Origin of the sequence: Burkholderia sp. HI2500, from assembly GCF_002223055.1 — a bacterium.
Classification (GTDB): Bacteria; Pseudomonadota; Gammaproteobacteria; order Burkholderiales; family Burkholderiaceae; genus Burkholderia.
In genome coordinates, this window is sequence record NZ_NKFL01000004.1 from 1,356,776 (window position 1) to 1,377,322 (window position 20,547).

The 20,547-nt window shown below is 65.8% G+C and carries 16 protein-coding genes; 15 read left to right on the forward strand and 1 reads right to left on the reverse strand.

Annotated elements, in window-relative coordinates; genetic code table 11:
- Positions 1-26 precede the first annotated feature (26 nt).
- Positions 27-674, reverse strand: a complete 648-nt coding sequence (lexA, locus tag CFB45_RS09130; protein ID WP_089425347.1) for a transcriptional repressor LexA — start codon at positions 672-674, stop codon at positions 27-29.
- A 264-nt stretch (positions 675-938) separates the two neighbouring features.
- Here lexA and CFB45_RS09135 point away from each other — a divergent pair, with 264 nt between their 5' ends.
- The 15 genes from CFB45_RS09135 to CFB45_RS09210 all read left to right on the forward strand — a co-directional run bounded on the left by CFB45_RS09135 (position 939) and on the right by CFB45_RS09210 (position 20,492).
- On the forward strand, positions 939-1,976 hold the full coding sequence (locus CFB45_RS09135) for a sulfate ABC transporter substrate-binding protein (protein WP_011351893.1): 1,038 nt from the start codon (positions 939-941) through the stop codon (positions 1,974-1,976).
- A gap of 122 nt (positions 1,977-2,098) precedes the next feature.
- Positions 2,099-2,989, forward strand: a complete 891-nt coding sequence (cysT, locus tag CFB45_RS09140) for a sulfate ABC transporter permease subunit CysT (protein ID WP_089425348.1) — start codon at positions 2,099-2,101, stop codon at positions 2,987-2,989.
- On the forward strand, positions 2,986-3,930 hold the full coding sequence (gene cysW / locus CFB45_RS09145; protein ID WP_089425349.1) for a sulfate ABC transporter permease subunit CysW: 945 nt from the start codon (positions 2,986-2,988) through the stop codon (positions 3,928-3,930). The genes cysT and cysW overlap by 4 nt, the downstream gene beginning before the upstream one ends.
- Positions 3,931-3,943: 13 nt before the next feature.
- On the forward strand, positions 3,944-5,005 hold the full coding sequence (locus tag CFB45_RS09150) for a sulfate/molybdate ABC transporter ATP-binding protein (protein WP_089425350.1): 1,062 nt from the start codon (positions 3,944-3,946) through the stop codon (positions 5,003-5,005).
- Between the two features lie 75 nt (positions 5,006-5,080).
- Positions 5,081-6,007, forward strand: a complete 927-nt coding sequence (locus tag CFB45_RS09155) for a CysB family HTH-type transcriptional regulator (protein WP_006484201.1) — start codon at positions 5,081-5,083, stop codon at positions 6,005-6,007.
- A gap of 511 nt (positions 6,008-6,518) precedes the next feature.
- Positions 6,519-6,905, forward strand: coding sequence for a DUF805 domain-containing protein (locus tag CFB45_RS09160; RefSeq protein WP_089425351.1), 387 nt, complete (start codon positions 6,519-6,521; stop codon positions 6,903-6,905).
- 278 nt (positions 6,906-7,183) lie between these two features.
- On the forward strand, positions 7,184-8,134 hold the full coding sequence (locus tag CFB45_RS09165) for a sugar ABC transporter substrate-binding protein (protein WP_089425352.1): 951 nt from the start codon (positions 7,184-7,186) through the stop codon (positions 8,132-8,134).
- 145 nt (positions 8,135-8,279) lie between these two features.
- Positions 8,280-9,893, forward strand: coding sequence for a sugar ABC transporter ATP-binding protein (locus CFB45_RS09170; RefSeq protein ID WP_089425353.1), 1,614 nt, complete (start codon positions 8,280-8,282; stop codon positions 9,891-9,893).
- Positions 9,890-10,909, forward strand: coding sequence for an ABC transporter permease (locus tag CFB45_RS09175; protein WP_089425354.1), 1,020 nt, complete (start codon positions 9,890-9,892; stop codon positions 10,907-10,909). The genes CFB45_RS09170 and CFB45_RS09175 overlap by 4 nt, the downstream gene beginning before the upstream one ends.
- Positions 10,910-10,944: 35 nt before the next feature.
- Positions 10,945-11,976: a LacI family DNA-binding transcriptional regulator gene (locus CFB45_RS09180; RefSeq protein WP_039358736.1), complete on the forward strand. Its 1,032-nt coding sequence runs from the start codon at positions 10,945-10,947 to the stop codon at positions 11,974-11,976.
- Positions 11,973-12,902: a ribokinase gene (gene rbsK / locus CFB45_RS09185; protein ID WP_089425355.1), complete on the forward strand. Its 930-nt coding sequence runs from the start codon at positions 11,973-11,975 to the stop codon at positions 12,900-12,902. The genes CFB45_RS09180 and rbsK overlap by 4 nt, the downstream gene beginning before the upstream one ends.
- Before the next feature lie 277 nt (positions 12,903-13,179).
- The gene (locus tag CFB45_RS09190) at positions 13,180-14,946 is read left to right on the forward strand and encodes a methyl-accepting chemotaxis protein (protein WP_089425916.1); all 1,767 of its coding nucleotides are present in this window, start codon (positions 13,180-13,182) and stop codon (positions 14,944-14,946) included.
- Positions 14,947-15,499: 553 nt separating this feature from the next.
- Entirely contained in the window at positions 15,500-17,422 is a 1,923-nt protein-coding gene (locus CFB45_RS09200; protein ID WP_011351905.1) for a PrkA family serine protein kinase, read from the forward strand.
- Between the two features lie 125 nt (positions 17,423-17,547).
- A complete protein-coding gene (locus tag CFB45_RS09205) occupies positions 17,548-18,816 on the forward strand; it encodes a YeaH/YhbH family protein (protein ID WP_039358726.1) in 1,269 nt (422 codons plus the stop codon).
- A complete protein-coding gene (locus tag CFB45_RS09210; protein ID WP_089425356.1) occupies positions 18,813-20,492 on the forward strand; it encodes a SpoVR family protein in 1,680 nt (559 codons plus the stop codon). The genes CFB45_RS09205 and CFB45_RS09210 overlap by 4 nt, the downstream gene beginning before the upstream one ends.
- Positions 20,493-20,547: the final 55 nt, after the last annotated feature.

Here is a 20,547-nt window from a genome sequence, read left to right on the forward strand (position 1 = left end):
GATGTTCTCCTCAGCGAGACGGAATGTCAGAGTTCGCCCGAGCGAATCAGCCCGACGGCGATGCCTTCCAGCGCGAATTCCGCGCTGCCGGCCTTGACGAAGATGTTTTCGTAATCGGGGTTCTCCGCGATCAGCTCGAGACCGCCAGGCCGGCGCATCAGGCGCTTGACCGTGACGTCGTCGCCGAGACGCGCGACGATGATCTGGCCGTCCTTCGCTTCCGTGCGCTTCTGCACGGCGAGGAGGTCGCCGTCGAGGATGCCGGCGTCGCGCATCGACAGGCCGCGCACTTTCAGCAGGTAATCGGGCTTGCTGGAGAACAGCGCGGGATCGCACGCGTAATGCTGCGAGATGTGCTCCTGCGCAAGGATCGGGCTACCGGCCGCGACGCGGCCGACGAGCGGCAGCGACAACTGCATCAGGGCGGCGTGCGGCAACGTGAACTGGTGCGGGGCATCGTCGATGCCGAGCAGGCGGATGCCGCGCGACGCGCCGGCGGCCAGCTCGATCACACCCTTGCGCGCCAGCGCGCGCAGGTGCTCCTCGGCCGCATTCGGCGAACTGAAGCCCAGTTCGGCCGCGATCTCGGCACGGGTGGGCGGGAATCCGGAGCGCTCGATCGCGCGACGGATCAAGTCGAACACTTGCTGCTGACGGGCGGTGAGTTTGGTCATGGCTCAACTGTATGGATAGACAGTGAGCTGTATTTTTATACAGTAGTCCGCGAATTTCAAGTGTTACGTGAGGTTCGACGCGATCGCGCCGGTTCCGACGCGATTTCACGACGCCCGGACGCCGGTTCATCTGCCACAACCGTCCATCCCGTCTGCGTTAGCACTTTTGAGTATTAAAAAATAAGGAACGATTATTTTTAATCATGTAACCCGTTCGTTAGACTGGCCCGACATCGCAATACCGACAACACTGGAGAACCAAGGATGGGCAAGCGCAATACGGGGCTGGTGGGCGGAGTGGGCCGCCTGATCGCAACACTCGCGCTGGGCGCGGCGGCGGCGCTGGGCGTCGCGACGCACGCACAGGCCGATACGACCTTCCTGAACGTGTCGTACGACCCGACGCGCGAGCTGTATCAGGACTTCAACCAGGCGTTCGGCAAGGAGTGGAAGGCGAAGACGGGCGAGACCGTCAACTTCAAGCAGTCGCACGGCGGTTCGGGCGCGCAGGCGCGCTCGGTGCTCGACGGCCTGCAGGCCGACGTCGTCACGCTGGCGCTCGCGTACGACATCGATGCGCTCGCGAACAAGGGGCTCGTCAACAAGGACTGGCAGAAGCGCCTGCCCGACAACGCGTCGCCGTACACGTCGACGATCGTGTTCCTGGTGCGCAAGGGCAATCCGAAGGGGATCAAGGACTGGGACGACCTGACCAAGCCGGGCATCTCGATCGTCACGCCGAATCCGAAGACGTCGGGCGGCGCGCGCTGGAACTACCTGGCCGCATGGGCGTATGCGGTGCACAAGCCGGGCGGCAACGAGCAGACGGCGAAGGAATTCGTCACGAAGCTCTACAAGAACGCAGGCGTGCTCGATTCGGGCGCGCGCGGCGCGACCACGAGCTTCGTGCAACGCGGGATCGGCGACGTGCTGATCGCATGGGAAAACGAGGCATTCCTGTCGGTCAAGGAATTCGGCACCGACAAGTTCGAGATCGTCGTGCCGTCGGTGAGCATCCTGGCCGAGCCGCCCGTCGCGGTGGTGGACAAGGTGGTCGACAAGAAGGGCACGCGCAAGCTGGCCGATGCGTACCTGAACTTCCTGTACAGCCCGCAGGGCCAGGAGATCGCGGCGCGCAACTACTACCGGCCGCGTTCGAAGAACGTGCCGGCGGAGCTGACGAAGCAGTTCCCGAAGCTGAAGCTGTACACGGTCGACGATACCTTCGGCGGCTGGACGAATGCGCAGAAGACGCATTTTGCGGACGGCGGCGTGTTCGATTCGATCTACAAGCCGCAGTAACGCCATAACGACAGCGGCGCGCCACGATAGCGCGCCGCATCCCCGACGGGCCGCCGGCGCGATTCACTGCGCCGGCGTTTGCGTCGGACCCATGAGCAGCATCGACCCAGCAAGAGCATCCGATGACGACGTACACCTTTCGCAAGCCGAGCGCGCTGCCCGGTTTCGGCGTGACGCTAGGCATCACGGTGGCCTATTTGAGCCTCGTGGTGCTGATACCGCTCGCCGCCACGTTCCTGAAGACCGCGACGCTGTCGTGGGACCAGTTCGTCACCGCCGTCACGTCGCCGCGCGTGCTCGCGTCGTACCGGCTGACGTTCTCCGCCGCGCTCGGCGGCGCGCTGATCAACGCCGTGTTCGGCTTTCTTGTCGCCTGGGTTCTGGTGCGCTACACGTTTCCGTTCAAGCGCCTCGTCGATGCGGTCGTCGATTTGCCGTTTGCGCTCCCGACGTCGGTCGCCGGCATTTCGCTCGCGGCCGTTTACGCGACCAACGGCTGGGTCGGCCAGTATCTCGCGCCGCTCGGCATCAAGATCGCGTTCACGCCGGCCGGTGTGCTGGTCGCGCTGACCTTCATCGGGCTGCCGTTCGTCGTGCGCACGGTGCAGCCGGTGCTCGAGGATTTCGAGCGCGAGCAGGAGGAGGCCGCCGCATGCCTCGGCGCGTCGCGCTGGCTGACGTTCCGCCGCGTCGTGCTGCCGGCCGTGCTGCCGGCGCTCCTCACCGGTTTCGCGCTCGCGTTCGCACGCGCGCTCGGCGAATACGGCTCGGTGATCTTCATCGCCGGCAACGTGCCGATGAAATCCGAGATCACGTCGCTGCTCATCATCACTAAGCTCGAGCAGTACGACTACGCGGGCGCGACCGCGCTGGCGGTCGTGATGCTGGTCGTGTCGTTCCTGATGCTGCTGCTGATCAACACGCTGCAGTGGTATCTGCAGCGTCGTACGAGCAAGGGCGCGAGCGGCCCGGCGCCCGCCACCGTCGCCGTAGCAGCAGGAGGCCAGCAATGAGCCAGGAGGCCACCGTCGTGCTGAAAACCCCGTCGCCGGCCGCGCGTGCCACGAAGCGGCTCGACCCCGTCAGCGAGTCGCGCGTCGTGCGCTGGCTGCTCACGGGCATCGCGCTGGCGTTCCTCGCGTTTTTCCTCGTCGTGCCGCTCGCCGCGGTGTTCGTCGAGGCGCTGCGCAAGGGCGTCGGCTTCTATTTCGAATCGCTGGCCGATCCCGATGCGTGGTCGGCGATCAAGCTGACACTGACCGTCGCCGTGATCGCGGTGCCGTTGAACCTCGTGTTCGGCGTGTGCGCATCGTGGGCGATCGCGAAGTTCGAATTCCGCGGCAAGGCGCTGCTGACGACGCTGATCGACCTGCCGTTCTCGGTGTCGCCGGTGATCTCGGGCCTCGTGTACGTGCTGCTGTTCGGCGCGCAGGGCTGGTTCGGGCCGTGGCTGCAGGATCACGACGTGCAGATCATTTTCGCGGTGCCGGGCATCGTGCTCGCGACGATCTTCGTCACGTTCCCGTTCGTCGCGCGCGAGCTGATTCCGCTGATGCAGGCGCAAGGCACCGACGAGGAAGAAGCCGCGCGCGTGCTCGGCGCGTCGGGCTGGCAGATCTTCCGTCGCGTGACGCTGCCGAACGTGAGGTGGGGCCTGCTGTACGGCGTGATCCTGTGCAATGCGCGCGCGATGGGCGAGTTCGGCGCGGTGTCGGTCGTGTCCGGCCACATCCGCGGCGTGACCGACACGATGCCGCTGCACGTGGAGATCCTATACAACGAATACAACTTCGCGGCGGCGTTCGCGGTGGCGTCGGTGCTGGCGCTGCTCGCGCTCGTCACGCTCGCGCTGAAGCTGATCGCCGAGCGTCATCTGGCGGCCGAACTGGCCGACGCGCACGACGCCGTTCCCGCACATGCCGGCCCCGTCGGCGCCGTTTCGTCGAAATCGTAAAGAGGCAACCAGAATGGGTATCACCGTCCGTAACCTTCAGAAGCGCTTCGGCGATTTCACGGCGCTCGACAACGTATCGCTCGACTTCCCGCCGGGCGAGCTGGTCGCGCTGCTCGGGCCGTCCGGCTGCGGCAAGACCACGCTGCTGCGCGTGATCGCGGGCCTCGAGCACGCGGATGCCGGCCAGGTCGTGCTGCAGGGGCTCGACGTGGCATCGGTCGGCGCACGCGACCGCCAGGTCGGTTTCGTGTTCCAGCACTACGCGCTGTTCCGCCACATGACGGTGTTCGAGAACGTCGCATTCGGGCTGCGCGTGAAGCCGCGCCGCGAGCGGCCGTCGGAAGCCGCGATCCGCGAGAAGGTGCACGAACTGCTCAAGCTCGTGCAGCTCGACTGGCTCGCGCAGCGCTATCCGTCCGAGCTGTCGGGCGGCCAGCGCCAGCGTATCGCGCTCGCCCGGGCGCTCGCGGTCGAGCCGAAGGTGCTGCTGCTCGACGAGCCGTTCGGCGCGCTCGACGCGAAGGTCCGCAAGGAGCTGCGCGGCTGGCTGCGTCGTCTGCACGACGACCTGCACATCTCGACGATCTTCGTCACGCACGACCAGGAGGAGGCGCTGGAAGTCGCGGACCGCATCGTCGTGCTGAACCGCGGCCACGTCGAGCAGGTCGGCAGCCCGCAGGACGTCTACGATCATCCGCAGAGCGCATTCGTCTACGAATTCCTCGGCGCGGCCAACCGGTTGCCGGGCACGGTCGCCGGGCGTGGCTTCGTCGCCGAGGGGGCGGCCGCGCCGATCAAGGTCGACGCCGATTTCGCCGGCCCCGCGAACGCCTATGTGCGCCCGCACGACCTGCAGCTGTGGCCGGTTGGCGAAGCAGGGCACCGCGACGGCATCGCGGTGGACGTGCGCCGCGTGATCCCGCTGGGCGGCTCGGTGCGCGTGGAGCTCGAGGCGCGCGCGGGTGGCGCGCTCGAGGCCGAACTCGATCGCGATGCATGGCGGGCGCTGTCGCTGCAGGTCGGCGACGGTGCGACGGCGGTGCCGCGCGCGGTGCGTGTGTTTCCCGCGCGTTGACGAGAAAATGCAGGGCAGGGGGCGGGATACGCTCGGAATCGACAATCAAACAACGACAGCCTAAGAGGCATACCCATGAATTTTCAGCAATTGCGGTTCGTGCGCGAAGCGGTGCGCCAGAACATGAACCTGACGGAAGTCGCGAACGTGCTGTACACGTCGCAGTCGGGCGTGTCGAAGCAGATCAAGGATCTCGAGGATGAGCTGGGCGTCGACATCTTCATCCGGCGCGGCAAGCGGCTGACGGGGCTCACGGAGCCCGGCAAGGCCGTGCACCAGCTGATCGAGCGGATGCTGCTCGACGCCGAGAACCTGCGCCGCGTCGCGCGCCAGTTCGCCGACCAGGACAGCGGCCACCTCGTCGTCGCGACGACGCACACGCAGGCGCGCTACGCGCTGCCGAAGGTGATCCGCCAGTTCACCGACGTGTTCCCGAAGGTGCATCTCGCGCTGCGCCAGGGCAGCCCGCAGCAGATCGCGCAGATGATTTTGAACGGCGAGGCCGATCTCGGCATTTCGACCGAAGCGCTCGACCGCTATCCGGACATCGTCACGTTCCCGTGCTATTCGTGGCACCACACGGTCGTCGTGCCGAAGGGCCATCCGCTCGTCGGCCGCGAGAACCTGACGCTCGAGGAAATCGCCGAGTACCCGATCATCACGTACGACCAGGACTTCACGGGCCGCTCGCACATCGACCAGGCGTTCACGCAGGCGGGCGCCGTGCCCGACGTCGTGCTGACCGCGATCGACGCGGACGTGATCAAGACCTATGTCGAGCTCGGCATGGGGATCGGCGTGGTCGCGGCGATGGCCTACGATCCGCAGCGCGACACGGGGCTCGTCGCGCTCGATACGCAGCACCTGTTCGAAGCGAGTACGACGCGGGTCGGGCTGCGCAAGGGCGCGTTCCTGCGCGCGTATGCGTACCGGCTGATCGAGATGTTCGCGCCGCATCTGAACGAAGCGGAAATCGCGGGGCTGTTGCGCGAAGCCGTTTGACGGCAGCGCGTCGCGCGTCATCCGCGCGCTCACCGCGGATGGCGCGACATACCGGCGCGGGTCGTCATGTATTGGGCAGCGGCAGGCGATTTGCCGCTGCCTGGGTGATTCGACTCACCGTATCATCGACCGCCATCGCGGTTTCCGTCCGATTCTTCGCCGCGCGCGGCGAACGACATGTATTCGCTTGCCGACCCAACGACAAGAACAAGAGGGTGCGCGTGTACGCCTCGTTTCGGGTTCGGCCATCTGCCATATCGAGCGATCCATTGGCCGGCAAATGTGATTCAATGCGCGTGAATGCCGGGTGACGTGCGCTCGGGCCGTCCGTTGGTCGCCATCCTGCCGGCCGGATCGCACCAGCGATGCAACGCGAAACACCGGAACGAAGTGCGAAAGGCAAAGCCGGCAGCCCGTCCGCCTTCAAGAAACAACGCACATGGATCGCCGGTCCCGGCACGCTCGGAGACCTACCGCGCAGCACGCAACACGCGTGACGAAGAGGTAAACAATGAATCTGAAATGGCTTCTCTTTTCGTTCGAAGGCCGGATCGAGCGCCTGCCGTGGTGGATCTACGCGCTGGTTTCCACGGTGCTCAGCGCGATTTTCGATGCGGGTTCCCGCGGTGCGCCGGAAGACGATCTGCCGCCGCTGGTGATGCTGGTGGCCGTCGTCATCGCGGTCGTCGCGGTGTGGTCGTCGATTGCGGTCGGCGTGAAGCGGCTGCACGACATCGACAAGTCGGGATGGTGGATGCTGCTGCTGTTCGTGCCGATCGTCGGCGCGCTCGCGTTGTTCGTGATGAACGGCTTCATCGCCGGCACGCCGCATGCAAACCGCTTCGGCGAGCCGCCGTCGGCCGATGAGGACGAACCGGCGCCGCGGGGCCCGGCGTGACTCGCGCTCCGAATAAACCCTTAAATATTGATCAGACAGGTTGCACACCGACGCGAATCGGTACAGCATAGCCTTCACTCCGCCGGCGTCCCGCCGGCGGCGGCGCGTAAACGACAGCACGCGCCAGGCAGTCGGCCGTCTGCCTCGCTTCCATTCCGTGGTACCGACAGCAGCATCGATGGCCATTGCCCGGGTAGTGTGGCGCAAACGTTTGCTCACATTAAAACAACAGTCGAACAATAGTCCGGCCCTTAGGGGCCGGTCGCCAGGAGATGAGTATGAATGTCCTCTTTCGCCGTCGCTTCCTGACCGCCGCGCTCGCCGCCGTCGCGGTCGCCGCCGCACCGGCCGTCCACGCGCAATCGGCAGCCAAGCCGAAGGTCGCGCTCGTGATGAAGTCGCTCGCCAACGAGTTCTTCCTGACGATGGAAACGGGCGCGAAGGAATACCAGAAACACAACGCGGGCCAGTTCGACCTGATCACCAACGGCATCAAGGACGAAACCGACACCGCGAACCAGATCCGCATCGTCGAGCAGATGATCGTGTCGAAGGTCGACGCGATCGTGCTCGCGCCGGCCGATTCGAAGGCGCTCGTGCCGGTCGTGAAGAAGGCGGTCGACGCCGGCATCGTCGTCGTGAACATCGACAACCGGCTCGATCCCGACGTGCTGAAATCGAAGAACCTGAACGTGCCGTTCGTCGGCCCGGACAACCGCAAGGGCGCGCGCAAGATCGGCGATTACCTCGCGAAGCGGCTGAAGGCGGGCGACCAGGTCGGCATCGTCGAAGGCGTGTCGACGACGACCAATGCGCAGCAGCGCACGGCCGGCTTCCAGGACGCGATGAAGGCGGGCGGGATGAAGGTCGTGTCGGTGCAGTCCGGCGAATGGGAGATCGACAAGGGCAATGCGGTCGCCGCCGCGATGCTCAACGAATACCCGAACCTGAAGGCGCTGCTGTGCGGCAACGACAACATGGCGATCGGCGCCGTGTCGGCCGTGCGCGCGGCCGGCAAGCAGGGCAAGGTGCTCGTGGTCGGCTACGACAACATCAACGCGATCAAGCCGATGCTGAAGGACGGCCGCGTGCTCGCGACCGCCGATCAGTACGCGGCGAAGCAGGCCGTGTTCGGTATCGACACGGCGCTCAAGGCGATTGCGGAGCATCGCAAGCAGGCCGACATGTCGGGCGTGGTCGAGACGCCGGTGGATCTCGTGACGAAGTGACGCGGCCCCGATGCGGCCGCCGCCCTCAAGAATCGGGCGCGGCGGCCGTTATCCGGGGTGAGCGCGATCACGGCCACTGCATGCACATGCACTTGTGAGCGTCACACCCGCGCGCCGCGTGCGCGCGGCCGCAACCAGGATCGCGATGGACCCGACTTTCCAACCCTCCCGCGCAGCCGCTCCCGTGCTGTCCGTCTCCGGCGTCGGCAAGACCTATGCCGAACCCGTGCTCGCCGACGTCACGCTGACGCTCGAGGCGGGCCACGCGCTCGCGTTGACGGGCGAGAACGGCGCCGGCAAGAGCACGCTGTCGAAGATCATCGGCGGGCTCGTCGAGCCGACCGCCGGCACGATGCAGCTCGGCGGCATGCCGTATGCGCCGGCGAGCCGGACGCAGGCCGAGGCACTCGGCGTGCGCATGGTGATGCAGGAGCTGAACCTGCTGCCGACACTGACGGTCGCCGAAAACCTGTTCCTGAACCGCCTGCCGCGGCGCTTCGGGATCATCGATCGCGCGCGGCTGCGCGACGATGCGCGGGCCGCGATGGCGCAGGTCGGGCTCGACGCGGTCGATCCCGATACGCCGGTCGGCGCGCTCGGCATCGGCCACCAGCAGATGGTCGAGATCGCACGCAACCTGATCGGCGACTGCCGTGTGCTGATTCTCGACGAACCGACCGCGATGCTGACCGCGCGTGAAGTCGAGTTGCTGTTCGAGCAGATCGACCGGCTGAAGGCGCGCGGCGTCGCGATCGTCTACATCTCGCACCGGCTCGAGGAACTCGCGCGGGTCGCCGAGCGCGTCGCAGTGCTGCGCGACGGCCGGCTCGTCCATGCGGGCGACATGGCGGCGACGACGTCCGACGGGCTGGTCACGCTGATGGTCGGGCGCGAGATCGGCGAGCACATCGATCTTGGCGAGCGTCATATCGGCGCGCCGCGGCTCGTCGTGTCGGGCCTCAGCCGCGGGACGGCGGTGCGCGACGTGTCGCTCGAGGTGCGCGCGGGCGAGATCTTCGGCATTTCTGGGTTGATCGGTGCGGGACGTACCGAGCTGTTGCGGCTGATCTACGGCGCGGATGCGCCGGACGCGGGGACGATCGCGATCGGCCAGCCGCCGAAGCCGGTGCGGATCGGTTCGCCCGTCGAGGCGGTGAAGCAGGGCATCGCGCTGATCACCGAGGATCGCAAGGGCGAAGGGCTGCTGCTGACGCAGTCGATCACCGCGAACGTGTCGCTCGGCCAGCTCGACCGGCTCGCGCGCGGCGGGATCGTCGACGGCGCGCGCGAAACGGCGCTCGCCGAGCAGCAGATCGACGCGCTGCGGATCCGCACGCACGGCGCGACGCAGGCGGTCGGCGAGCTGTCGGGCGGCAACCAGCAGAAGGTCGTGATCGGCCGCTGGCTCGCACGCGACATGGGCGTGCTGCTGTTCGACGAGCCGACGCGCGGGATCGACGTCGGCGCAAAGTTCGAGATCTACACTTTGATGGGCGCGCTCGCGCGCGAAGGCCGCGCGCTCGTCGTCGTGTCGAGCGACCTGCGCGAGCTGATGCTGATCTGCGACCGGATCGGCGTGATGTCGGCCGGGCGCATGACCGCCGTGTTCGAGCGCGGCAACTGGACCCAGGATGCGCTGCTGGCCGCGGCGTTCGCCGGCTTCGGCCGCGAGACGCCGCCGGGCGGCGCGCAGCATCCGGACGCGGGGCAGGCGCAAGGCGCTGCTCGCGGCACTTCGAATACAGGACGACCGCAATGACCCAGCCTCCCGTAACCCCGACCGACGCAGGCGCGCAGCAGGACGTGACGGGGCGCCGTGCGCGCACGCTGTCCGGCACGCGGCTCGGCCTGTCGAACTACCTCGGGCTCGCCGGTGCGCTCGCCGCGATGATTGCGCTGTTTTCGGTGCTGAGCTCGCATTTCCTGACCTACGATACGTTCAGCACGATCGCGAACCAGATTCCCGATCTCGTCGTGATGTCGGTCGGGATGACCTTCGTGCTGATCATCGCCGGGATCGACCTGTCGGTCGGCTCGGTGCTCGCGCTCGCCGCGTCGATGGTCAGCGTCGCCGCGCTGAAATGGCAGTGGGGGCCGCTGCCGGCCGCGCTGATCGGCATCGCGGTCGCGACCGCGACGGGTGCGCTGACCGGCGCGGTTACCGTCGGCTGGCGGATCCCGTCGTTCATCGTGTCGCTCGGCGTGCTGGAGGCCGCGCGCGGCCTCGCATACCAGCTGACGAATTCGCGCACGGCCTACATCGGCGACGCGTTTGATTTCCTGTCGAACCCGATCACGCTCGGCATCTCGCCGGCGTTCCTGATCGCGGTCGCGGTGATGATCGCGGCCCAGTTCGTGCTGACGCGCACCGTGTTCGGACGCTATCTCGTCGGGATCGGCACGAACGAAGAAGCGGTCCGACTTGCAGGGGTTAACCCGAGGCCGTATAAAATTCTCGTATTCGCATTGATGGGCGCCCTCGCAGGGCTGGCGTCGTTGTTCCAGATTTCGCGGCTCGAGGCGGCCGACCCGAATGCGGGCGTCGGTCTCGAACTGCAGGTGATTGCCGCCGTCGTGATCGGCGGCACGAGCCTGATGGGCGGGCGCGGCTCGGTGATCAGCACGTTCTTCGGCGTGTTGATCATCTCCGTGCTGGCCGCGGGGCTGGCGCAGATCGGTGCGAACGAGCCGACGAAACGGATCATCACCGGCGCGGTGATCGTGGTGGCGGTCGTGCTCGATACGTATCGCAGCCGGCGCACCCGCGTGCGGTAGAAAGACAGACAGAACAGACCAGAGAGAAACGGGAAATGGCGACGATCAAGGATGTGGCGGCCATGGCGGGCGTGTCGTTTACGACCGTCTCGCACGTGGTGAACAATTCGCGGCCGGTGTCCGCGGATGTGCGTGCGAAGGTCGAGGGCGCAATCCGCGAGCTGAATTACGTGCCGTCGGCCGTGGCGCGCTCGTTGAAGGCGCGTGCGACGGCGACCATCGGCCTTGTCGTGCCGAACAGCACGAATCCGTACTTCGCCGAGCTTGCGCGCGGGATCGAGGACCAGTGTGCGGCCAATGGCTATTGCGTGTTCTTCTGCAACTCGGACGACGATCCCGTCAAGCAGCGCAACTACCTGCGCGTGCTGCAGGAAAAGCGCATCGACGGGCTGATCGTCGCATCGGCCGGCGAGGATGCGGTGCTCGCTCAGACGCTCGCGGATATCCACGCGCCGCTCGTCGTCGTCGACCGCAACATCGAGGGGCTCGCGGCCGACCTCGTGCAGATCGACCACGAGCGCGGTGCGTACCTGGCGACGCGTCACCTGCTCGAGCTCGGGCACGCGAAGATCGGCTGCATCACGGGGCCGACCGACACGGCGGTCAGCGCCATGCGCGTGCATGGCTTCATCCGCGCGATGGCCGAGCGCGGGGTCGACATCGTGCCGGGCGCGATCGCGGAAAGCGACTTCTCGTGCCTCGGCGGTTATCACGCGGCGTCGCGGCTGTTCGAATCGGTGCGGCCGAGCGCGATCTTCGCGGGCAACGACCTGATGGGCGTCGGCGCGCTGCGCGCGGCGGCCGAGCGCGGCATGCGCGTGCCCGACGACTGTTCGATCATCGGGTTCGACGACATCGAATTCTCCCGCTACACGTATCCGGCCCTGTCGACGGTCGGCCAGTCGGTGCGCGCGCTCGGCGAAATGGCCGCGCAGACGCTGATCGAGCGCATCGGCGGCGGCTCGACCGCCGTGCCGAGCCGCCGCCGCGTCGTGTCGCCGCGCCTCGTGCTGCGCGAATCGACGGCGGTCTATCGCGAGCCGCCGGCCTCCGGCGGTCGCGCATGACGGCGCCCGCGGCAGGCACCGGCCGCGTGACGGTGGTCGGCAGCCTCAACATGGATCTCGTCGTGCGCGCGCCGCGCCTGCCGCTGCCGGGCGAAACGCTCGCCGGTCATGCGTTCGCGCAGGCGGCGGGCGGCAAGGGCGGCAACCAGGCCGTCGCGGCCGCCCGGCTCGGCGCGCAGGTCGCGATGATCGGCTGCGTCGGCGCGGATGCGCACGGCACGGCCCTGCGCACGGGGCTCGAAGCCGAGGGGATCGACTGTGCGGGGCTCGCGACGAGCGCGTCGGCGTCGACCGGCGTCGCGCTGATCGTCGTCGACGATGCGAGCCAGAACGCGATCGTGATCGTCGCGGGCGGCAACGGCGAGGTCACGACCGAGACGGTCGCCCGGCACGAGGCCGCACTGGCGTCGGCCGACGTGCTGATCTGCCAGCTCGAGACGCCGCCGGACGCGGTGTTCGCGGCGCTGTCGGCCGGGCGGCGGCTCGGCCGCACCGTGGTGCTCAATCCGGCTCCGGCTGTCGCACCGCTGCCGGACGGCTGGCTGCCGCTCGTCGATTACCTGATCCCGAACGAGGTCGAGGCCGCCGCGCTGACCGCACTGCCGGTGCGCGACCCGGCGGAGGCGGAAGCCGCCGCGCGCGTGCTGCAGGCAGGCGGCGCGCGCAACGTGCTGGTGACGCTCGGCGCGCGCGGCGTGCTGGCGCTGACGGCCGATGGCGCGGCGCGGCATTATCCGGCGCCTGCCGTGCAGGCCGTCGACACGACGGCGGCCGGCGATACCTTCATCGGCGGCTTTTCCGCACGGCTCGCGGCCGGCGCGGACGTCGATACGGCCATCCGCTTCGCGCAACGCGCCGCGGCACTGTCGGTCACCCGAGCGGGCGCGCAGCCGTCGATTCCCACGCTGGCCGAACTGGCCGAATAGGGCCTGATCAAGCATCTCGGCCGGTACGTTGCAAACGACGGCCGGCCGCCCACCTGCGACGCGCGCCGGCAGCGGAGCGCCGCCCATCCCTGGCTTCCAAAACACGCTGAAACACGCATTTTTCATTTAGCTGTTTGTAATAAACAGACGAATAATTCGAAAAAATAGCGGAAACACCATCAAGTTGTGCGGTGCATGGTCGTAAATGCACCAAGTGAAGCAATGCTTCGACGCGACGGGCCCGTCCCGTCCATCACGACGCAACACAGGAAGGATGATGGTGTTCAAAAACCTGACGATTCGTGCGCGCATCGGTTTCACGATGGCGTTTCTGGCGGTGCTCCTGGGGGTGATCGGTGCGCTTGGCGTGTACGGCATGACGCGCGCGAACGACACGACGCGCGACGTTTTCACGAACCAGATGCCCAGCGCGGTCGACGTTTCGGTGGCCGAGATCTACGCCGCGCGCGAACGCCTTGCGCTCGACCGTGGGGCGCTGCTGGCCGGCACGCCGGACTCGGCGGCGGCCGTGGAACGAAGCCGCGCGATGCGCGCGCAGTCCGACACGTGGTGGCAGAAATACCTCGCGTTGCCGCGCGGCCCGGAGGAAGACCGGCTCGCACAGGACGTCGCCGCGAAGCGGCAGGCGTTGCAGCACGCGTGTGACGCGTTCGCGAGCGTGATCGGAGCGAATCAGGCCGACCGGATCGGCGAAGGCGCGAAGCAGCTCCAGGCGAGCTACAACGACCTCTCGGTGGCGAGCGAGGCGCTGCGCAACTTCCAGTTCACCGATGCGCAAGCCGGCTTCGACCGTGCGGAATCGGCGTTCGACACGGTGCGCGTGCTGGCGATCGCCGCGCTGGCGGCCGGCCTTGCCGCCGCGGTGGTGTCGTGGCTGACGCTGAGCCGCGCGATCGGCCGTCCGATTGCCGACGCGCTCGCGCATTTCGACGCGATTGCCGCCGGCGACCTGCGCCGGCCGATCGTCGTGGATCGCCGTGACGAGATGGGCCAGCTTCTCGAAGGCCTCGGCAAGATGCAGCGCGGGCTCGTCGACACGGTGCGCACCGTGCGCGGCGGCAGCGAGTCGATCGCGACCGCGGCGCGCCAGATCGCGGCCGGTAACATCGACCTGTCGTCGCGCACCGAGGAACAGGCCGCGGCGCTGCAGGAAACCGCGTCGAGCATGGAGCAGCTGACCGGCACCGTGAAGCAGAACGCGGACAATGCACGCCAGGCGAGTTCGCTGGCCGCGAACGCGTCGGAGATTGCAAACAAGGGCAATACGGTGGTCGGGCAGGTGGTCGGCACGATGGGCGAGATCAACGACAGCTCGGCCAAGATCGCGGACATCATCGCGATCATCGAAGGAATCGCGTTCCAGACCAACATTCTTGCGCTGAATGCCGCAGTCGAAGCGGCGCGGGCGGGCGAGGAAGGCCGCGGTTTCGCGGTCGTCGCGGGCGAGGTGCGCAGCCTGGCCCAGCGTTCGTCGACCGCGGCCAAGGAGATCAAGGTGCTGATCGACGCATCGGTGGAGCGCATTCGCTCGGGTTCCACGCTGGTCGACGAAGCAGGGCGCACGATGAGCGACGTGATCAGTGCGGTGCAGCGCGTGACGGACATCATGGGCGAGATCGCGGCGGCGTCCGAGGAGCAGAGCGGCGGGATCGACCAGGTGGCGCGCGCGGTCGCGCAGATGGACGAGGTCACGCAGCAGAATGCGGCGCTCGTCGAGGAAGCCGCGGCTGCCGCGCAATCGCTCGACGAACAGGCCGGGCGCCTGCGTGAAACGGCAGCGGTCTTCCAGCTCAATGAAGACGAGGCTCGCCCGGGTGTCGCGGCACCGGTTGCCGTGCGTCACCCGCCGCGTGCGGCCGCCGCAACGGTGGCGGTGCCCGTCCAGGTTGCTGCGCGCGACGAGCGCGACGCACCCCCGAAACGCGTCGCCGCAGCGGCGCCGGTACGCCGGCCTGTCGCGGCTTCTGCAGCACCCGCGCAAGCGGCCGCTACCGCCGACGCGGACGATTGGGAAACCTTCTGATTCGCGCGCGCCGCGCATCTATCCCCATTTGGTGACGAACGACGCCCGCGACATGCGGGCGTCGTCGTTTCCGCGACGGAAGAAATGTGACAGGCGACCGGCATGAATGACGATCGTGCCACGTCGCATGCCGGGTGAAACGTGCATCGAAGGATGCGTGCGCATGTGGTGCGTCATGTTCCCGCATCCGTCGTACGGGTATTTCCGTAAGGGCGCTGCGAAAAAAATTTGTAACGGCGCGCGCAACGTGTCGTCGAAAACGACCGCTCGAACGTATAGGGATGAAGGGGAGAAGCGACGACGTCGGCGGTGTCCAACACACAAGACGTTCCGTTGTTCGACGAGACGCGCCGGATGCAGTTTCTGCGGCTCGGGAGGTCGATTGTAAAACGACGAAATGTGTTGTCCAAGCGGTGTTGTCGAGAATGACGAACTTCATACGAAGAGTTCGTGAAAAAAAATAAGAAAGGGTTTAGGATGAATTCGAACGCGCTTGCTTCTGCGCAGTCGTACGAAGGCAGGCACGTCTTCAGACTCAGGCGAGGGAGGTAGCATGGATATTTACAGCAGCTTCGCGAACCGCTTCGAAAAAACGCGAGAGGAAGAGCTCTCGCTGGAGGAGTATCTCGCGCTCTGCAAGAACGATCCATCCGCGTACGCGACGGCTGGTGAACGCATGCTGGAAGCAATCGGGGAACCTGAACACATCGATACCCGCAACGACCCGCGCCTGTCGCGGATCTTTGCGAACAAGGTCATCAAGGTCTATCCCGCATTCCGTGAGTTCTACGGAATGGAGGAGGTGATCGAGCAGGTGGTCGCCTATTTCCGCCACGCTGCGCAAGGGCTCGAAGAGAAGAAGCAGATCCTCTATCTGCTTGGCCCGGTGGGCGGCGGCAAGTCGTCGATCGCCGAGCGTCTGAAGCAACTGATGGAGCGCGTGCCGTTCTATTCGCTGAAGGGTTCGCCCGTCAACGAATCGCCGCTCGGGCTGTTCGACTACGACGAAGACGGTCCGATCCTCGAGGAACAGTACGGCATTCCGCGCCGCTACCTGAAGAACATCCTGAGTCCGTGGGCCGTCAAGCGGCTGCACGAATACAACGGCGACATCCGCCAGTTCCGCGTGGTGCGCCGCTATCCGTCGATCCTGCGGCAGGTCGGCATCGCGAAGACGGAGCCGGGTGACGAGAACAATCAGGACATCTCGTCGCTGGTCGGCAAGGTCGATATCCGCAAGCTCGAACAGTACGCGCAGGACGACGCCGACGCGTACAGCTACTCGGGCGGCCTGTGCCTGGCGAACCAGGGGCTGCTCGAGTTCGTCGAAATGTTCAAGGCGCCGATCAAGGTGCTGCACCCGCTGCTCACCGCCACGCAGGAAGGCAACTTCAAGGGCACCGAGGGCTTCGGCGCGATTCCGTTCGACGGGATCATCCTCGCGCACTCGAACGAGTCGGAGTGGAAGGCGTTCCGCAACAACCGCAACAACGAGGCACTGCTCGACCGGATCTTCGTCGTGAAGGTGCCGTACTGCCTGCGCGTGTCGGAAGAGACCAAGATCTACGAGAAGCTGATCCGCAACTCGTCGCTGGCCGAAGCCGTCTGCGCGCCGGGCACGCTGAAGATGATGTCGCAGTTCTCGGTGCTGTCGCGCCTGCACGAGCCGGAGAATTCGAGCCTGTTCTCGAAGATGCAGGTGTATGACGGCGAAAACCTGAAGGACACCGATCCGAAGGCGAAGTCGTACCAGGAATACCGCGACTACGCGGGCGTGGACGAAGGGATGACGGGCGTGTCGACACGCTTCGCGTTCAAGATCCTGTCGCGCGTGTTCAACTTCGATTCGAGCGAGGTGGCGGCCAACCCCGTGCACCTGATGTACGTGCTCGAACAGCAGATCGAACGCGAGCAGTTCCCGCCGGAAACCGAGCAGAAGTACCTGTCCTTCGTGAAGGACGTGCTCGCGTCGCGCTACGCGGAATTCATCGGCAAGGAGATCCAGACGGCGTACCTCGAGTCGTATTCGGAGTACGGCCAGAACATCTTCGACCGCTACGTCACGTATGCGGACTTCTGGATCCAGGACCAGGAATTCCGCGATCACGACACGGGCGAGAGCTTCGACCGCGCCGCGCTGAACGCGGAGCTGGAGAAGATCGAGAAGCCGGCCGGCATCAGTAATCCGAAGGATTACCGCAACGAGATCGTGAACTTCGTGTTGCGTGCGCGGGCGGCGAATGCCGGCAAGAACCCCGTGTGGACGAGCTACGAGAAGTTGCGCGTCGTGATCGAGAAGAAGATGTTCTCGAACACCGAGGAACTGTTGCCGGTGATTTCGTTCAACGCCAAGGGTTCGGCGGAGGAGCAGCGCAAGCATGAGGACTTTGTGAACCGGATGGTCGCGAAGGGCTATACGCCGAAGCAGGTGAGGCTGCTTTGCGACTGGTACCTGCGCGTGCGCAAGTCGTCATGACGCGCGCGGTACCGCGCCCGTACGGCGTCGCCGTACGGGTGTTTTCAGAGACGCCGCCCGCATGACGGGAGACGGCATGTGCGGCGAGCGTCCCGGCATATCGACTTTCGAGCGGGAGACCGGGAGTGCTTCATCAAATCATCGACCGCAGGCTGGCCGGCAAGAACAAGAGTATCGCCAACCGCGAACGCTTTCTGCGTCGCGTCAAGAACTACATTCGTCGTGCCGTGTCCGACGCGGTGCGCGACCGTAGCATCAAGGATATCCAGAGCACGCAAAGCATCACGATTCCGCGCAAGGACATCGCGGAGCCGAATTTTCGGCACGCCCCTGGCGGACGTCGTGAATACGTGCACCCCGGCAACGAGGACTACGTGCGCGGCGACAAGATCCCGCGTCCGCAGGGTGGCTCGGGCGGCGGAGGCAGTCAGGCGAGCAACGAGGGCGAAGGGCAGGACGACTTCGTGTTCGAGTTGTCGCGCGACGAGTTCATGCAGTACTTCTTCGACGATCTCGAACTGCCGCGCCTCGTGAAGACGCACCTGCTGACGGTGCCGAGCTGGAAGAACGTGCGCGCGGGCTGGTCGGCGGAAGGCACGCCGAACAACATCGACGTCGTGCGTTCGCTGCGCAGCGCGCTCGGGCGTCGCATCGCGCTCGGCTCGCCGCTCGTCAACGAGCTGCGCGAACTCGAGGCGCAGCTCGAGGCGATGAAGAGCGATCCGGAAGACCGGCGCGCGGAGATCGCGGTGCTCGAGGCCGAGATCCATCACCTGAAGGGGCGCATCTGGCGGATTCCGTTCATCGATCCGTTCGACCTGCGCTACATCAACCGCGTGAAGCAGCCGCAACCGTCGAGCCAGGCCGTGATGTTCTGCCTGATGGACGTGTCGGGCTCGATGGACGAGCAGCGCAAGGATCTGTCGAAGCGCTTCTTCATCCTGCTTTACCTGTTCCTCAAGCGGAACTACGAGCGCATCGAGGTCGTGTTCATCCGTCACCACACGCGAGCCGAGGAAGTCGACGAGGACACCTTCTTCCATTCGACCGAGAGCGGCGGCACGGTGGTGTCGAGCGCGCTCGAGCTGATGCGCAAGGTGATGAACGAGCGCTACTCGCCGACCGAGTGGAACATCTACGGCGCGCAGGCGTCCGACGGCGACAACTGGACTGACGATTCGCCCAAGTGTCGCAAAATCCTGGAAGAGGATATCCTCACGAAGACGCGTTACTTCGCGTATATCCAGGTCGCGCCGGAAGAGCAGAACCTGTGGCTGGAATACGCGCAACTGGCCTTGTCTCAGCCGCACCTCGCGATGAAAAAAGTGGAATCGGCTGCCGACATCTACCCGGTGTTTCGCGAATTGTTCGAAAAGCAGGTGGAAATGTCATGACGACCCGCCATCTGCACAACGAGTCGCGCGGCTATGCGCCGCGCCCTTCCGGCGACGACACGGCCGGCCCTGCCGCATCGCAGCAACGCGGGCAGGCCGAACCACCGCCGCCGGCCGCCGACTTGCCCGGCTCCGGGCGAAAGGAAGCGCGTATGAACGTTGCCGAACGCAAGCCGCTGCCGTGCCCGTCCGACTGGACGTTCGAACTGCTCGAGGAATACGACACGCACATCTCGCAGGTTGCCGAACAATACGAGCTCGATATCTACCCGATCCAGCTCGAACTGATCAGCGCCGAGCAGATGATGGACGCGTATGCGTCGGTCGGGATGCCCGTCAACTACCGTCACTGGTCGTTCGGCAAGCATTTCCTGTCGACCGAGAAGAGCTACCGTCGCGGCCAGATGGGGCTCGCGTACGAAATCGTCATCAACTCGAACCCGTGCATCGCGTACCTGATGGAAGAGAACACGATGACGATGCAGGCGCTCGTCATCGCGCACGCGGCGTACGGGCACAACTCGTTCTTCAAGGGCAATTACCTGTTCCGGCTGTGGACCGACGCGCACGCGATCATCGACTATCTCGTGTACGCGAAGAACTACGTCGCGGAATGCGAGGAGCGCTACGGCCTCGATCGCGTCGAGGAATTGCTCGATTCGTGCCATGCGCTGATGAACTACGGCGTCGACCGCTACAAGCGGCCGCAGAAGCCTTCGCTGTCGAAGGAAGCCGCGCTGCGGCGCGAGCGCGAGGCGTACCTGCAGTCGCAGGTGAATGAACTGTGGCGCACGCTGCCGGGCAAGAAGCCCGAGCTGATGGAAGAGCAGGAAGACCGCTATCCGCCCGAGCCGCAGGAGAACCTGCTGTATTTCGCGGAGAAGAATGCACCGCTGCTCGAGCCGTGGGAGCGGGAAGTGATCCGCATCGTGCGCAAGATCGGCCAGTATTTCTACCCGCAGCGGCAGACGCAGGTGATGAACGAAGGTTGGGCGACGTTCTGGCACTACACGCTGCTGAACACGCTGTACAACCAGGGGAAGCTGGAAGACAGCTTCATGATGGAATTCCTGCACTCACACAGCAACGTGGTCTACCAGCCGCCCGTCACGAAGCCGTACTACAGCGGGATCAACCCGTATGCGCTCGGCTTCTCGATGATGAGCGACATCCGGCGGATCTGCGAAGCGCCGACGGAAGAGGACTACAAGTGGTTTCCGGAGATCGCGGGCACCCCGTGGCTGCCGGCGATGCACTACGCAATGCGCAACTTCAAGGACGAGAGCTTCATCGCGCAGTACCTGTCGCCGAGCCTGATCCGCGACATGCGGCTCTTCTCGGTGCTCGACGACGACATGCGCGATTCGCTCGAGGTGTCGGCGATCCACGACGATTCGGGCTACCAGTACGTGAGGCAGGCGCTGTCGCGGCAGTACGACATCCATCACCGTGAGCCGAACATCCAGGTGTGGGCGGTGAATACGCGCGGGGATCGCAGTCTCACGCTGCGCCACTTCATGACCGACAACCGCCACCTGTCGAACGACAGCGACGAGGTGCTCAAGCACATGGCGCGGCTCTGGCAATTCGACGTGTTCCTGGAAAGCGTCGACGAGGCCGGCACCGTGCGCAAGCGCTACGAGTGCCGCTACGTGCCGCCGGAGGTGCGGATCTGAACGTCGCCAGCAGAAAGTTTGCATCGGACGCCAGCCTTGCGGCTGGCGTTTTCAT

Bases quoted from the DNA above. Each gene is read 5' to 3' on its own strand.
- CFB45_RS09175 (WP_089425354.1), top strand. From the start codon at position 9,890: ATGACCCAGCCTCCCGTAACCCCGACCGACGCAGGCGCGCAGCAGGAC.
- CFB45_RS09170 (WP_089425353.1), top strand. From the start codon at position 8,280: ATGGACCCGACTTTCCAACCCTCCCGCGCAGCCGCTCCCGTGCTGTCC.
- rbsK (WP_089425355.1), top strand. From the start codon at position 11,973: ATGACGGCGCCCGCGGCAGGCACCGGCCGCGTGACGGTGGTCGGCAGC.
- CFB45_RS09190 (WP_089425916.1), top strand. From the start codon at position 13,180: ATGGTGTTCAAAAACCTGACGATTCGTGCGCGCATCGGTTTCACGATG.
- CFB45_RS09180 (WP_039358736.1), top strand. From the start codon at position 10,945: ATGGCGACGATCAAGGATGTGGCGGCCATGGCGGGCGTGTCGTTTACG.
- CFB45_RS09200 (WP_011351905.1), top strand. From the start codon at position 15,500: ATGGATATTTACAGCAGCTTCGCGAACCGCTTCGAAAAAACGCGAGAG.
- CFB45_RS09165 (WP_089425352.1), top strand. From the start codon at position 7,184: ATGAATGTCCTCTTTCGCCGTCGCTTCCTGACCGCCGCGCTCGCCGCC.
- lexA (WP_089425347.1), bottom strand. From the start codon at position 674: ATGACCAAACTCACCGCCCGTCAGCAGCAAGTGTTCGACTTGATCCGT.
- CFB45_RS09150 (WP_089425350.1), top strand. From the start codon at position 3,944: ATGGGTATCACCGTCCGTAACCTTCAGAAGCGCTTCGGCGATTTCACG.
- CFB45_RS09155 (WP_006484201.1), top strand. From the start codon at position 5,081: ATGAATTTTCAGCAATTGCGGTTCGTGCGCGAAGCGGTGCGCCAGAAC.
- cysT (WP_089425348.1), top strand. From the start codon at position 2,099: ATGACGACGTACACCTTTCGCAAGCCGAGCGCGCTGCCCGGTTTCGGC.
- cysW (WP_089425349.1), top strand. From the start codon at position 2,986: ATGAGCCAGGAGGCCACCGTCGTGCTGAAAACCCCGTCGCCGGCCGCG.
- CFB45_RS09135 (WP_011351893.1), top strand. From the start codon at position 939: ATGGGCAAGCGCAATACGGGGCTGGTGGGCGGAGTGGGCCGCCTGATC.
- CFB45_RS09160 (WP_089425351.1), top strand. From the start codon at position 6,519: ATGAATCTGAAATGGCTTCTCTTTTCGTTCGAAGGCCGGATCGAGCGC.
- CFB45_RS09210 (WP_089425356.1), top strand. From the start codon at position 18,813: ATGACGACCCGCCATCTGCACAACGAGTCGCGCGGCTATGCGCCGCGC.